Source organism: Microcella sp. (genome assembly GCF_046293215.1).
GTDB lineage: Bacteria > Actinomycetota > Actinomycetes > Actinomycetales > Microbacteriaceae > Microcella.
This window is the reverse complement of the sequence record NZ_JBKBPI010000009.1, coordinates 121,665-135,837: the sequence shown is the minus strand read 5'-3', so window position 1 is coordinate 135,837 and position 14,173 is coordinate 121,665. Positions and strand designations below refer to the sequence as shown.

11 protein-coding genes are annotated in these 14,173 nt (G+C 70.4%); 3 read left to right on the top strand and 8 right to left on the bottom strand.

The window, feature by feature from the left end:
• Nucleotides 1-73 precede the first annotated feature (73 nt).
• Nucleotides 74-1,534, bottom strand: a complete 1,461-nt coding sequence (locus ACK4SC_RS09545) for a DEAD/DEAH box helicase (RefSeq protein ID WP_409617401.1) — start codon at nt 1,532-1,534, stop codon at nt 74-76.
• 133 nt (nt 1,535-1,667) lie between these two features.
• Between ACK4SC_RS09545 and ACK4SC_RS09540 the strand changes: the two genes are divergently transcribed.
• Entirely contained in the window at nt 1,668-2,339 is a 672-nt protein-coding gene (locus tag ACK4SC_RS09540; protein WP_409617399.1) for a ferritin-like fold-containing protein, read from the top strand.
• Nucleotides 2,340-2,345: 6 nt separating this feature from the next.
• On the opposite strand, the gene ACK4SC_RS09535 is transcribed toward ACK4SC_RS09540, so the two are convergent.
• Nucleotides 2,346-2,654: a hypothetical protein gene (locus ACK4SC_RS09535; protein WP_409617397.1), complete on the bottom strand. Its 309-nt coding sequence runs from the start codon at nt 2,652-2,654 to the stop codon at nt 2,346-2,348.
• 2 nt (nt 2,655-2,656) lie between these two features.
• Complete coding sequence (locus tag ACK4SC_RS09530; protein WP_409617395.1) at nt 2,657-2,881, bottom strand: DUF3107 domain-containing protein; 225 nt, start codon at nt 2,879-2,881, stop codon at nt 2,657-2,659.
• Between the two features lie 92 nt (nt 2,882-2,973).
• On the opposite strand from ACK4SC_RS09530, the gene ACK4SC_RS09525 reads away from it, so the two are divergent.
• Nucleotides 2,974-6,144, top strand: a complete 3,171-nt coding sequence (locus ACK4SC_RS09525; protein WP_409617393.1) for a PD-(D/E)XK nuclease family protein — start codon at nt 2,974-2,976, stop codon at nt 6,142-6,144.
• Nucleotides 6,141-9,491, top strand: coding sequence for a UvrD-helicase domain-containing protein (locus ACK4SC_RS09520; RefSeq protein WP_409617391.1), 3,351 nt, complete (start codon nt 6,141-6,143; stop codon nt 9,489-9,491). The genes ACK4SC_RS09525 and ACK4SC_RS09520 overlap by 4 nt, the downstream gene beginning before the upstream one ends.
• Here the strand turns inward: ACK4SC_RS09520 and ACK4SC_RS09515 are convergent.
• From ACK4SC_RS09515 to ACK4SC_RS09495, 5 genes are read right to left on the bottom strand one after another with little or no spacing between them, the layout of a single operon-like run.
• A complete protein-coding gene (locus ACK4SC_RS09515) occupies nt 9,452-10,684 on the bottom strand; it encodes an NAD(P)/FAD-dependent oxidoreductase (protein ID WP_409617389.1) in 1,233 nt (410 codons plus the stop codon). The genes ACK4SC_RS09520 and ACK4SC_RS09515 overlap by 40 nt on opposite strands.
• A gap of 11 nt (nt 10,685-10,695) precedes the next feature.
• A complete protein-coding gene (locus ACK4SC_RS09510) occupies nt 10,696-10,890 on the bottom strand; it encodes a ferredoxin (RefSeq protein ID WP_409617387.1) in 195 nt (64 codons plus the stop codon).
• Complete coding sequence (locus ACK4SC_RS09505; RefSeq protein ID WP_409617385.1) at nt 10,890-11,783, bottom strand: fumarylacetoacetate hydrolase family protein; 894 nt, start codon at nt 11,781-11,783, stop codon at nt 10,890-10,892. Before ACK4SC_RS09505 ends, ACK4SC_RS09510 begins: the two co-directional genes overlap by 1 nt.
• Nucleotides 11,780-12,697, bottom strand: coding sequence for a catechol 1,2-dioxygenase (locus ACK4SC_RS09500; RefSeq protein ID WP_409617383.1), 918 nt, complete (start codon nt 12,695-12,697; stop codon nt 11,780-11,782). Before ACK4SC_RS09500 ends, ACK4SC_RS09505 begins: the two co-directional genes overlap by 4 nt.
• Before the next feature lie 2 nt (nt 12,698-12,699).
• Entirely contained in the window at nt 12,700-14,163 is a 1,464-nt protein-coding gene (locus tag ACK4SC_RS09495; RefSeq protein WP_409617381.1) for an aldehyde dehydrogenase, read from the bottom strand.
• Nucleotides 14,164-14,173 lie beyond the last annotated feature (10 nt).

The following is a 14,173-nucleotide window of genomic DNA, read 5'->3' as shown; positions in this document are numbered from 1 at the left end:
CAACCATCGCACCGGGCAGCCGATCCTCCGGTCACTGACAGCGTACGACCACTGAACCCTTGGAATCAATCATCTAGGCGCCCGCCGTGGCATTCCCTGCCGCGCCGGGTGCGCCCTGGCCGCCGGCTCCGCCGCCCCCGCCACGACGGCGGCGACGACGCTTGCGCGGCGCAGCACCCTCGCCGGATGCGCGGGGTGCGTCAGCCTCGGAGCGGGCGCTTTCGGCGCGCTCGCTGCCCCGAGCATCCCGGGTCTCGGACGAGCCGGAGGCGGTACCGGAGCCGCTGGAGCGGCGTCGGCTGCGTTCGCGGGGCGGACGCGATGCCTCTTTTTCGGCCTTCGGAATCGGGGTCGCCTTCAGGCGCCCCTTCGAGCCCTCGGGGATGTCAAGGTCGGTGTAGAGGTGCGGCGACGAGGAGTATGTCTCGACCGGCTCGGGCTGCCCCATATCGAGCGCGCGATTGATGAGGGCCCACTTGTGCATGTCGGCCCAGTCGACGAACGTCACCGCGATGCCGGTCTTGCCCGCGCGGCCTGTGCGGCCCGCGCGGTGCAGGTACGTGTCGTGGTCGTCGGGCACCGTGTGGTTGATCACGTGTGTGACGTCGTTCACGTCGATACCGCGCGCGGCCACATCGGTGGCGATCAGAATGTCGCGCTTGCCGGCCTTGAACGCCGCCATCGAGCGCTCACGCGCCTCCTGGCTCATGTCGCCGTGAACGGCGCCGGCATTGAAGCCGCGGTCGTTGAGCTCTTCGACGAGCTTCGCCGCCGCCCGCTTCGTTCGCGTGAAGATGACGGTCTTGCCGCGCCCCTCGGCCATGAGGATGCGCCCGATCACCTCGTCTTTGTCGAGAGCGTGCGCCCGGTAGACGATGTGCTTGATGTTGGCCTGCGTGAGGCCCTCGTCGGGGTCGGTCGCGCGAATGTGGATCGGTCGCGTCATGAAGCGGCGCGCCAGCGCGACGATCGGGCCCGGCATGGTGGCCGAGAACAGCATCGTGTGACGCGTCGGCTTCGTCTGCGCGAACAGCTTCTCAATGTCGGGCAAAAACCCGAGGTCGAGCATCTTGTCGGCCTCATCGAGAACCATCACCTCGACGTCGGCGAGGCTCAGCAGGCGCTGGCCGGCCAGGTCGAGCAGGCGTCCTGGCGTGCCGACGACGATCTGAGCGCCCGCCTTCAACTGGTCGATCTGACCCTCGTAGGCCTTGCCGCCGTAGATCGACACCACGGTCGTGGGTCGGTTCGACGCGGCCAGCTCGATGTCTTCCGTCACCTGCACGCAGAGCTCGCGCGTGGGTACGACGATGAGCGCCTTGACGCCGGGGCCCGGATTCGTGCCGAGCTTCTGAATGAGGGGAAGACCGAAGCCGAAGGTCTTGCCGGTGCCGGTCTTGGCCTGGCCGATGATGTCTTGGCCGGTCAGCGCGAGCGGGATGGTTTGCTGCTGAATGGGGAAGGGCTCGGTAATGCCCTTAGCTGCGAGGGCGTCGGCGATGTCTGCTTCGACGCCCAGGTCGGTGAAAGTCACGTGTCTGTGCACCCTGTCTTGTTATCGGAAGCCCTCAGTTTAGCCGTCGGGGTCCGGCGGCCCTTCGCGCATCGCCTACTCTGGTCGGGTGGCTCTGTGGTTTCGACGCTCTCGGCCGCGCGCCCAAGCTCCGATGCTTCGGCCGCGCGACGCTGCCGTTGCCGCGCTCAAGATCGACCTGCACGAGCTCACGCCCCCGGCCGACCACTTCTTCGGCCAGTGCGCCGCTCTGCACCTGACCTTCTTTGAGCAGCTCAGCCACGCTGCGGCGAACGCGCCGCTCGTGACCGACAAAGATGCGCTCGCCCGGGCCGCAGGCCTCATGCTCGACCGCTACCGCGCGCTCGTTGCCCGCATCGATCAGCACCGACTCGACCGCTCGGCCACGATGCAGCCGCACCTGGCGGGGGTGGCAGAGTTCGAGCGCCGCGTCATGGGAGCCGACTGGCACGAGCAGGTCGCGAGCGCCCACGTGACCATCGGTTTTCTGACCGACTTCTGGCTGAATCTCTCGGCCGGGCTCGACCGAGATGACCGCGAGGCTGTTGAAGAGGCCTTGAGTAACGGCTCGGTCGAAGACACCCTGCACGCGATCGTCGAGCGCTCGATTGCGGCGAATCCGCGGCTCGCCTCGCGCCTGGCTCTCTGGTGCCGTCGGCTCGTGGGCGACACCCTGCTGCAGGCGCGCACGGCTCTCGTGATGCACGACGATCACGCCCGCGACGAGGCGCAGATCGAGCCGGTATTCACCGAGCTGATCGGGCGGCACACGCGCCGGATGGACCGTCTCGGGCTGACGGCGTAAGCGCCGCTACGAGCGGGCGGCTGGCCGCATCAACTCAGCGAGCAGCTCGGCGTCGGCCTGCTCGCGCTTCGGGGGAAGCGCCTTCGCGAGGGCGATGCACACGATCGAGGCGATGCTGAAGCTGATGAGCCAAATCCACACGGCCTCGTGGCTCAGCCCCGACCAGATGCCGATCACCCAGGTGACGCAGACCGCGGCCGCGCCGGCGGAGGGCAGCAGAAGCAAGCCGTACTGCTGACGGCCCGCGATGAGGTAGCGAAGACCCAAGCCGATGAGGGCGCCGATAACGGCGGCCGGAATGAGCGCGAGGCCCATGCTCAGCCCACGAAGCCGACGCGGCGGGCGGTGTCGGTGCCGATCTCGACGTAGCCGATGGTCGCCGTCGGGACCACGTAGCGCTTGCCCTTGTCGTCGCTGAAGGTGACGAGCGGCGCGCCCTTCTCGATCGCGGCGCTGACGGCCTTCTCGACCTCGTCGGCGGTCTGCGACGTCTCGAAGGCGACCTCACGCGGGCTGTTCAGAATTCCGATGCGAATGTCCACGATCTGAAGCGTAGTCGGCGCGGGCGGGCTCAGGCTCGCTGTTCACCGTGAGCGGAGCGACCGGCGTCGGGGGTGGCCGTTAGCGTGGGCGTATGCCCCGCCTGATCGCCCGTGATCCGGATGCTCGTGCCTCGCCGATCGCGCTCGACGACTCCCAGCGCGCCCCCCGTGACGCGCTGTTCGACGGCGCGGGGTCGGGTGTCGCGGTGCTCGGTGCGCCCGGCACGGGGAAGACCGCGCTGATCGTTGCGTGCGTTGTGGAGGCGGTCACGGCGCGGGGGTTCGCGGTCGATCGCGTCATGGCGCTCACGCCGTCGCGCCGCTCGGCGACGGCCCTGCGCGATCTGCTTGCCGAGCACCTTGCCGCTGCGCAGCCCGATATCGCCTTGCCGGGGCCCCTCGCTCGCAGCGTCGCGGCGTTCGCGCACGCAGTGCTGTCGGCTGAAGCCCGCGCTCGCGGCGAGGAGGAGCCTCGGCTGCTGAGCGGCTCCGATCAGGACTCCGATATCGCCGAGCTGCTCGCAGGGCATGACGACGACGGCACGGGCCCCGCGTGGCCCGAGCATCTCGGGCCCGAAGTGCGCCGGCTCGAGGCGTTCCGCACCGAGCTGCGCGACGCGATCGCTCGGCTGTCAGAGCACGACTGGACGACCGACCGGCTGCGCCGTGAGGGCGCCGCGCACGGGCGGCCCGAGTGGCCCGCCATCGCCGACTTCGTCGACGAGTATCGGCGGGTGCTGGGCGGCGCGCGCGCCGGCCAACTCGATCCGGCCGAACTGGTGCGGGCCGCCGCCGACGCTGTCCCGCGCCTGCGCGAGGTGTCAGGGGTCGTGCTGCCCGAACTGCTCCTCGTCGACGACGCGCACGACCTCACCCCGGCCGGTATCGATCTCGTGCTCGCGCTCGCGGCGCAGGGCACTCGGGTGCTCGTGGTCGCAGAACCCGACGTCGCGACCACGGGGTTTCGCGGGGCCGAGCCCGAGGCGCTCGGCCGGCTCGCGAGCGTCCTCGGGGGCGGCTCCGGGCATCCCTTCGTGCTCGCGACGGCACACCGCCAGTCGGCGCCGCTGCGCGCCCTCACCGCGCTCTACGCCCAGCGCATCGGCACCGCCGGCGCGGGCAGGCAGCGCCGGGCGGTGGCGGGCCACGGCGACGACGCGGCACCGCTCGGCGGGGCACTGGTCGCGCTGACGGCGTCGAGTCCGGCGCGCGAGCGGGCCCTCATCGCTGACGTGCTGCGCGAGCGACACCTGATCGACGGAGTGCCCTGGGCGCGCATGGCGGTGCTGGTACGCAGCGGCGCGCTCGTTCCCGCTATCGTGCGTGCGCTCGCAGCCGCCGAGATTCCCGTGCGCTCGACGACGGCCGGTCGGCCGTTGCGCGAACACCCCGCGGCGCGCGCTCTCGTGCGCTTCGTCGACGTGGGAGTGGGGCGTTCGCCGCTCGATCCCGACGCCGCCACAGAACTACTCCTCGGGCCGCTCGGGGGCCTCGACCGCGTCGCCCTGCGCCGACTGCGCCGCGCACTGCGGGCCGAAGAGGTCGCGGGCGACGGCGCCCGCACGGCCGACGACCTCCTGGTGGAGGCGCTTTCGGCACCCGATCGGCTTGTCACCATCGATCACCGCACGGCCCGGCAGGCCGCGCGGGTCGCCCGCACCCTCGCGACGATTCGAGATCAGTACGACGCCGGGGCGACGGTCGATGAGCTCTTGTGGACGGCCTGGAGCGACGCGCGCGTGGTCGACACGTGGACCGCGGAGGCGCGCGGCACCGGTACCACCGCCGCGGAAGCCGACCGGGCACTCGACGCGGTCACCGCCGTGTTCGCTGCCGCCACGACCATCGTCGACACGGTGCCAGACGCCACCGTCGACACCTTCCTCACCCGCATGCTCGACAGCGACGTTGCCGATGACCTGCTCGCCCCCGCCCGTCTCGACGACGCGGTGCTCGTCGCGAGTCCGGCTGCAGCCGCCGGCGTCGAGGTCGACGTCGCGATCATCGCCGGTCTGACCGACGGGCTCTGGCCCAATCAGCGTCTGCGCGGTTCACTGCTGCACGCGCCCGACATCAGCCGCGTGCACCGCGGCATCGCCTCCGAGACGCTCGACGAGCGCCGGCTCGTGCTCGACGACGAGCTGCGGCTTGCCACGCTTGCCGTTTCCCGCGCCCGACGGCAGGTCATCGCCACGTCGGTCGCCGGCGACGACGACCGCCCCAGCGCCCTCTGGGATGCTCTGGCCGACCTCGTCGGCACCGGCCCGGTTGCCGAGACGGCGCGCCCCCGTCGGCCCCACGCGCGCTCGTTCCGTCGCCTCGTCGGCGAGCTGCGCCGCCGCCTCACCGACCCCGCGTCGGGCGAAACGGTGCGGCGGGAGGCGGCCGCGGCGTTACGCCGGCTCGCCGCCGAGGGGGTGCCCGGTGCCTCACCCGACGACTGGTGGGGGCTCGGCGCCCCGTCGACCACCGTTCCGCTCTTCGGCGACGACCCCGTACGCCTGTCACCGTCGAAGTTGGAGGCCATCGAGGTGTCGCCGCTCGACTGGTTTCTCAACCGCGTCGCCCCCGAGGAGGGCAACGCGGTCATGGGTATCGGCACGATCGTGCACGCCGCCGTCGAGACGCTCACCGACCCGACGGTCGACGAGGTGTGGCAGGCGATCGAGGCCCGCTGGGGTGAGCTCGTGTTCGACTCGCCGTGGCTCGCGGCGCAACAACGGCGCCTCGCCCGCCGGTACGCGCGCGGTGTCGCTGACTACCTGCGCGACGCGGCGGCCGCCGGGCGGGTGGTCGCGGCTGCCGAGCACCGCTTCGCGGTGGAGGAAGGCCGCGCCGTCGTCTCCGGCATTGTCGACCGCATCGAGCGCGACGCCGACGGCCGGGTGCGCATCATCGACGTGAAGACCGGAACCCCCGTCACCGACGCGAAGGCGCGCGACAACGCGCAGCTCGGCGCCTATCAGTTGGCCTACGCCGAGGGCGCCTTCGACGAGGTGCTCGACGAGCTGGGCGAGCACACGGCTGACGGGGCACGGCTCTTGTTCGTGCGGGAGGGGCTGAAGGGGCAGTCGTACCGCGAGGCTACGCAGCCGGTGCTCGACAGCGAGGCGCTCGAGGCCTTCCGCGAGCGGTTGCGCCAGGCGGTCGCCGCCGTCGCGGTCGCCCAGTTGACGGGTGCGCGGGTCATTGATCCGTACGGTCCGCCTGGCCAGCGCCGGCACAGCATCCATCGGGTTCCCCCCGTGACGGGCGAGCGATGAGCGCGCCCCGGTATTCGGCGTTGCAGATCGCCGAGGCGCTCGGACAGCCGCCGCCCACGGCCGAGCAGCAGGCCGTCATCGAGGCGCCGCTCGGCCCCGCGCTGGTCGTCGCTGGCGCCGGCTCGGGCAAGACCGAGACCATGGCGGCGCGCGTGCTGTGGCTCGTCGCCAACGGGTTGGTGGCGCCCGATCAGGTGCTCGGCCTCACGTTCACGCGCAAGGCGGCCTCAGAGCTCGCGCACCGCATTCGCGAGCGCCTCGTCGCCCTCGGCTCGAGTGCGCTGTTCGACGGCCGCGACGCACCGCCCGTGGTTGACGCGTTCACGCAGCCGACCGTCGCCACCTACAACGCCTTCGCCTCGAGTCTGTACCGCGACAACGCCGTCCTGATCGGCCGCGACCCCGACGGCGTCGTGCTCGGCGCGGCCGCCGCCTGGCAACTCGCGCGGGGCCTCGTCGCGCGCGCGACCGACGAGCGACTCGCCGACCATGACCTCACCGTCGATCGTGTGACGACCGCCGTACTCGACCTCGCCCATGCGCTCACCGAGCACTTGGTCGCCCCCGACGCCGTGCGCTCGGCTCTCACCGAGTTCGCGTCGGTGGTCGAGCTTCCGCCCGGCGGCCGCGGGGCCTACGCCGACGTCGACGCACTCGTCGCAACGCTCGCGCCCACCCTGCCGCTGCTTGACCTCGCCGAGCAGTACGCCGAGCGCAAGCGCCGCGACGGGCTCATCGAGTTCTCCGACCAGGTCGCGCTCGCTCTCGACCTCCTCGACCGGCACCCCGAGGTGGACCAGGCGCTTCGCGAGCGCTACCGGGTCGTGCTGCTTGACGAGTATCAAGACACGAACGTTGCCCAGACACGCCTGCTGGCCGGCCTGTTTGCTGGCACCCCGGTCATGGCGGTTGGCGACCCGCACCAGTCGATCTACGGCTGGCGCGGCGCGAGCGCGACCAATCTCGACGACTTCGCCACGCGCTTTGCCGTGCCCGGAAGCGACCGCGTCGACCGGTACTCGCTCAGCACGTCGTGGCGCAACGGCCGGCGCATTCTCGACGTCGCCAATGCGCTCGTCGAGCCGCTGACGGCACGCGGGGGAGTCGCCGTCAGCACGCTCGAGCCGGCCCACTTCGCGAGTGACCACGACGTCGAACTCGAACAGCTCGAGACCGTCGAGGCCGAGGCCGAGCGTGTCGCCGCATGGTTCGCTGAGCGGCTCGGTATCCCCGCGAACGGCGAACCGGGGCGCGCGGCATCCGCGGGCGACGGTGCCGAGAGCCGATCACCCACCGCCGCGCTGCTCATGCGCAGCCGCTCGACCCAGCCGATCTTTCTCGACGCGCTGCGGCGCCGCGGCGTGCCGTTTCACGTGCTGGGTATCGGTGGGCTGCTCACGCAGCCTGAGATTGCCGATCTCGTTGCGGCGCTGCACGTCATCGACAACCCGAGTGCGGGCACCGAGCTCGTGCGGCTGCTCGCGGGGCCCCGCTGGTCGATCGGCCTTGCTGACCTCGACGCCCTGCGCGAGGTCGCGAACTGGCTGCGCGAGCGAGACCTCGCGCAGCAGCGCTTCAGTGACGAGGTTCGCGCCGCGTTGCGGGCGAGCGTCGCCGGCTCAGAATCCGCCTCGATTGTCGACGCGCTCGACTTCGTCGCCCACGCGCCCGACGGCCACGGTCAGCTTGCGGCGTTCAGCGAGGTCGGCATCGCCCGCCTGCGAGAGGCCGGCCGACTCTTCGCCGCCCTCCGGCGGCGCACATCACTCGACCTCGCCGACCTGGTGGGCGTCGTCGAGCACGAGTTGATGCTCGACATCGAGGTCGCCGCGAACCCCTACCGCGTGCTGGGGGAGTCGCCGCGCGACGCCTTCCTCGACGCCCTCGACGACTACCTCGGTCTCGCCGAGGATGTCAGCCTCGGCGGCTTTCTACGCTGGCTGCGCGAGGCCGAGTGGCGCGACAACCTCTCGCCGCGCACGGAAGACGCCGAGCCCGGCACCGTGCAGGTGCTCACGATTCACGGTGCCAAGGGCCTTGAGTGGGACAACGTCGCCGTTCCGCGGTTCGTCGCCGACGAGTTACCGGCGAAGCCCCGGTCGACCCGCGGCTGGCTGAGCCTGGGAGTGCTGCCCTACGAATTGCGCGGCGATGCCGCTGAGCTTCCGGTCTTCGGCTGGCGCGGGGCCGAGAGTCGCAAAGACCTGCTCGATCGCCAGAAGGCGTTCCAGCGCGAGGTCGGCGACCATCTCGAGCGAGAAGAGCGACGGCTCGCCTACGTTGCCGTCACCCGCGCCCGGCACCGGCTGCTGCTGACCGCGTCATTCTGGGCCGGCCAGTCGAAGCCGCGTGCGCTCAGCCCCTTCCTCGTGCCACTCATCGAGCGCGGCCTGCTGCCGACCGTCCCGGCTGAGCCCGCCCACGACGACAACCCGCGCGCCGTCGACGACGGTAACGACCCGTGGTGGCCGGCCGACCCGCTCGGCAGCAGACGCGAGGCGCTCGAGAACGCGGCCGCGCGCATCCGACAGACCGGTGAGCGTGCCGGTGACGAGAGAGACCCGCTCGGCTGGCAGAGCGACATCGACATGCTGCTGGCGGAGCGCGCCGAGCGCGAGCGCCGCACCGGCGAGGTCGCCGTGCCGTATCGCGTGCCCGCCTCGGCGTTTCGCCAGTACGTCAACGAGCCCGACGCGGTCGCGGAGCGACTGCGCCGACCGCTGCCGCAACGGCCGTACCGGCAGACCCGGCTCGGCACGGTGTTCCACCGCTGGGTCGAAGAGCGCTACGGCCTCGGAGCGATCGTCGATCGCGTCGACGTCGGTCTCGACGACCACGACGTCGAGGGTGACGGCTTTGACCCGGAGGTGCTCGCCGAGCTGCAACAGCGCTTCGCGGCCTCCGAGTGGGGCGACCGTGAGCCGCTCGAGGTAGAGTGCGAGATTCACCTGCCGCTCGCCGGCCACCTGTTCATCTGCAAGCTTGACGCCGTCTACCCGGCGCGACTGCGCCAGCCGGACGGTCGGTACATCGACGGGGTCGAGATCGTCGACTGGAAGACCGGGCGTGCCCCGACCACCGACGAGGATCGCGCGCAGAAAGAACTGCAACTCGCCCTCTACCGCCTCGCCTACGCCCGCCGCACGGGGCGCGCCCTCGACGAGATCAGCGTCGCCCTGTACTTCGTCGCCGACGACCTGGTGCTGCGGCCCGAAAGCCTGCCCGACGAGGCCGAGCTCGCGCGCCTGTGGCGCGCCGCAATGGGGGGCGCGACCGGCGCCGTGGCGACCGACGCTGGTTCGGCCGCTCAGCGGGCGGCGACCGGCGCGGCGAACCGCGACCGATAGCCCTGAACCGCTCCGCGCATCCCAATGCCGCAAACGCCGACGAGCTCGTCGCCCCGGAAGTACTCGACGACGCACTCGTCGGTCAGCTCGCCGGCGACGACCTCGCTGCGATCAGCCAGGTAGGTCATGCCGAAGGCCAGCAGGTGCATGTCGTACTGGTCAGACCAGAACGACGGCAGGGGAGCGAACGGTGCCGCCACGATCGGCGCACAGTCGTCCCCGCGGAGGTGCGCAGCGAGCACCTGGCCGGCCCGCTTGCCGGTCTCGGTCGGCAGGTTCCAATGCTCGACCCGGCGCGCCACCTCGTCGAACAGCGGGTTCGGATAGCGGGCAACATCGCCGACCGCGTACACGTTCTCGAGCACCTGGCCGTCGGCGCGCACCGCCTGCATGCCGCCGTTGACCAGCACGCCGTCGCTGGCGTCAAGCCCCGACCCGTCGAGCCACTCCGTGTTCGCGTCCGAGCCGATCGCGACGACCAGCACGTCGCACTCGAGCATCACGCCGCTCGTCAGGATCACCCGCTCGACGCCCGGGTCGCCGACGAGGCCGAACAGTCCGTTCTCGCAGAAGAACCGCACCCCGTGCGCCTCGTGACGTCGCCGCACCTCTGCGCCGAGCAGTGGCCCGAGCGCTCGCTCGAGTGGGATGCGTGACTGCGACACGACCGACACGGTCGCCGCGCCGGCCTTCGCTGCCGTCGCGGCGATCTCACACCCGATGAAGCCCGAGCCGAGAATGACAACGTTCGCGCCCGGTCGCAACGCTTCGCGCAGGGCGACGGCGTCGTCGAGGGTGCGCAGCACGTGGATGCCCGTGAGCCCGTGATCGTCGATCGGCAGCGGCTTCGGGCGCAGCCCGGTCGCGATGACAAGCGCCCGATACGGATGCTCGGTGCCGGTCTCGTCGACCACCACCTGACGATCGGCATCGAGCGAGGCGGCCGCGCGCCCCAGCACCCACTCGACGTTCTCCTCCAGCGCCGATCGAATCGGGAAGGCCACATCCTCGTGGCCCTGCCCCTCCGTCTGCAGTAACTCCTTCGACAGCGGAGGCCGGTTGTATGGCGCGTGCGGTTCGGCGCCGAGAAACCGGATCGGGCCGGCGTAGCCGGCCCGGCGCAGGTTCTCGGCCGTGCGCAAGCCAGCCATCGACGCGCCGACGATCAGGACGGGGCGGTCGTCAGCATCCATGGGGCGTGGTCCTATTCGCGGGTGAGCGTGATCGCCTGCATGGGGCAGACGTCGGCCGCGGCCTCGAGGTCGCCGAGCATCTCGTCGGGAGCCTCGGCGACGTACTCGAGCTTGTCGTCAGCGTTCAACTGGAACACCTCGGGCGCCTCGAAGACACACTGGCCGTAGTGCTGGCACTTGTTCATGTCGACGTCGATCTTGATCATCAGTTCTGCTCCTTCGCAGGGGTTTCCTCGATGCGGGACGGGTACAGGTCTTTCGACGGGGTGCGGACGCCGCGGAACTCCCAGTCGCCGCCGAGCGCGGTCGAGACGACCTCTTCGCTCGAGGTCGGCTGGGCGCCCACGTCGGTGCGAATGGGGGTTGGGCCCTCGACGATCGTGTTGGTGAGGCGGCCGAGGCCTTCGACCTCCACCTCGACGACGTCGCCCGGGTACACCGGGCGCGAGTTCGCGGGCGTGCCCGAGAAAATCATGTCGCCGGGCACGAGCGTGATGGTGCGGGCGAGGTCGGCAACCAGGTAGTGCATGTCCCACTCCATGTTCGCCGTCGAGTCCTCCTGCTTCACCTCGCCGTTGACGATCGTGCGAATCGTCTTGCCTCGGAAGTCCCAGTCGGTGACGAGGCCCGGCCCGACGGGGGCGAGCGTATCGCTGCCCTTGACCCGCAACATCGAACCCGCGTCGGTGTCGCGGAAGTCGTGCAGCCCGTAGTCGTTGCCGACCGTGTAGCCGGCGATGTAGTCGCCTGCCTCGGCTGGCGACACGTTGCGGCAGGTCTTGCCGATGACGATGACGATCTCGCCCTCGTAGTTCAGCCACTGACAGCCGACGGGCCGCACGATGTCGCCCCCGTGGCTGTTGAGCGCCGTCACCGGCTTGTGGAAGTACGTCGGCGCCGGCGGCAGCTTCGTCATGAACTCGTCGGTGCGGCTCTGATAATTCAGATGCACCGCGATGATCTTCTGCGGCTCCGTCGGGGGCAGGTGAACGGCATCCTCGATCGCGATCTCGCGGCCGTCGGATGCGCGCAGCACGTCGCCGTCGCGGGTCACCTGAACGGGCGCGCCGCCCAGCAGGATGCGCCGATACTCGGTCACGCGGCGTCCTCGCGCGAGAGCGTCACATTCTTCGGCGGCGGGAAGCCGCCCTCGGGCTCGGGGAAGTACACGTGCACCTGACCCGTGCCGATCGAGTTTTCGTACTCGGAGTACATGACGCCCTTGGCGGTGTTGGCCTCCTCGCCCGTGGCGCCCGCCATCTGCAGCCAGTGGCTGAAGTTCGCCTCGGGCTTGAACTTCTTGAACTCGTCCATCGTGTCGAGGATGCGCTTGTGGTCACCCTGCTTCATCCACTCGATGCGCTCGAGGTCAGCAGCGCGCGCCTCGGGGCTGAAGATGTGGCTCGGGTCACTGGATTCGTGCTTGCGCAGATCGCGCAGCTTGTAGAACGTGTGCGACAGGGCGCCGGAGGCGAGCAGCAGCACCTTGCGGTCGCTGTCACGGATCGCCTCGCCGAGAGCGCGGCCAGCCCGCAGGAAGTCCTCGGTCGTCGCCGTCTGGCACACCGAGAGGCTCACCCAGCGCTTGTCGAGACCGCGGCCCAGGTAGTGCCAGAGGTTCACGGTCGCGTAGAAGATCGGCAGGTGCGGGTCGGAGATCGGGGTGACCCACGTGCCGTTCTTCTCGTCGTAGTTCGCCACGGCGTTGGCCAGCTCGGGGTCGCCGCGGAAGGCGTAGGGAATCTGCGACATGCCGCGTGGCAGCTCTTCGCTCGTGAACAGGCCCGAGCGCTCAGCGTGGGCGGTGATGACGAACTCGACGGTGGTCGCCCAGTGCGAGTCGAGCACGACGACGGTGTCGTAGTCGAGGGTCTCCATGACCTCCTCGCGCAGGCGCTTGAGCCCCGGTACGAGGCTGATTTCCTTGCCCTCATTGAGGTCGTAGCGCACGTCCTGCGGCAGCATGATCGTGGGCACGTGAGCGAGCAGCGCCGCTCCAACGACTTTTCCCATGGTTATTCCTTCCATCCGGTCGGTGCGTAGACGGTGTTCTTGACGTCGGCGTAGAAGTCGAACGACCAGGTGCCGCCCTCACGGCCAATGCCCGACTTCTTGGAGCCGCCGAAGGGGGCGGCGAGGTCGCGTACGAAGAAGCAGTTGACCCAGATGGTGCCGGCCACCAGGTTCTTCGTGAGGCGTTCGGCGCGGTCGCGGTCGCCGCACACGACGACGGCGGCGAGCCCGAACTCGGTGTTGTTGGCCAGGGTGACGGCCTCGTCGTCGCTCGCGAACGTCTGCATCGCGAGCACCGGGCCGAACACCTCGGCGGTGAGAATTTCGCTGCCAGGCTTCGCGTCCGCGATTAGCGTTGGCCGGAAGTACAGGCCGCCGAGCTCGTCGTTCGGCCCTCCGCCGATGACGACGCGAGCGCCATCGGCCGTCGCCCGCTCAACGAACCCCTGGATGCGCTCCAGGTGCACCCGATGAATCTGTGGCCCGATCTGGGTCGCCTCATCCCGCGGGTCGCCCTGACGCAACTGCTGGGCCTTGGCGGCAAAGGCCTGCTGGAAGCGGTCGGCGATGTTCTCGTGCACGAGCAGGCGGGTGCCCGAGAGGCAGACCTGGCCGGCGTTGTCGTACTGTTCGACCGCCAGCTCGACGGCGAGGTCGAGGTCGGCATCGTCGGTGACGATGAGCGGACTCTTGCCGCCGAGCTCGAAGCTGACCGGTGTGAGGTTGTCGGCCGCCGACCGGGCGATCGCCTTCGCCGTCGGAACACTGCCGGTGAACGAGATGCGGGCGATGCCCGGGTGCGCGACGAGGGCGGCGCCCGCCTCGGCGCCGAAGCCCTGAACGACGTTGAAGACGCCCGCCGGGACGCCCGCCTCGGCGGCGAGATCGGCGAAGTAGCTGGCGCTGAGGGGAGTCCACTCGGCCGGCTTCAACACCACGGTGTCGCCGGCCGCCAGTGCCGGGCCGATCTTCCACGTCGCGAGCATGAGCGGCGCGTTCCACGGGGTGATGAGAGCGGCGACGCCCGACGGATCCCACGACACGACGTTGTCGTGTCCGCGGGTCTGCCACACGGGGTGGTGCAGCTTCTCGACCGCCCAGTCGGCGAAGAAGCGCAGGTTCATGGCGACGCGCGGCATGACGCCGCGGCGGTGACTGCGCAGCAGCGATCCGTTGTCGAGGGTTTCCAGGTTGGCAAGCTGCTCCAGGTCGCGCTCGACGAGGTCGGCCAGGCGGTGCAAGATCTCGCGGCGGCCGTCGGCGCCGAGGTCGCGCCAGCCGGGGAAGGCGGCGCGTGCGGCGTCGACGGCGCGATTCACCTCGGCCGATCCGCCCCGGGCGACGTGCGCCAGAACCGCCCCGTCGATCGGCGACACCGATTCGAACGTCTCGGGTGATGCGACGCGTTCGCCGCCGATGAAGTGGCGGGTGTCGACGGTGAGGCCGGCGAGTGTCACCTGGTGCACGTGGCTGCTC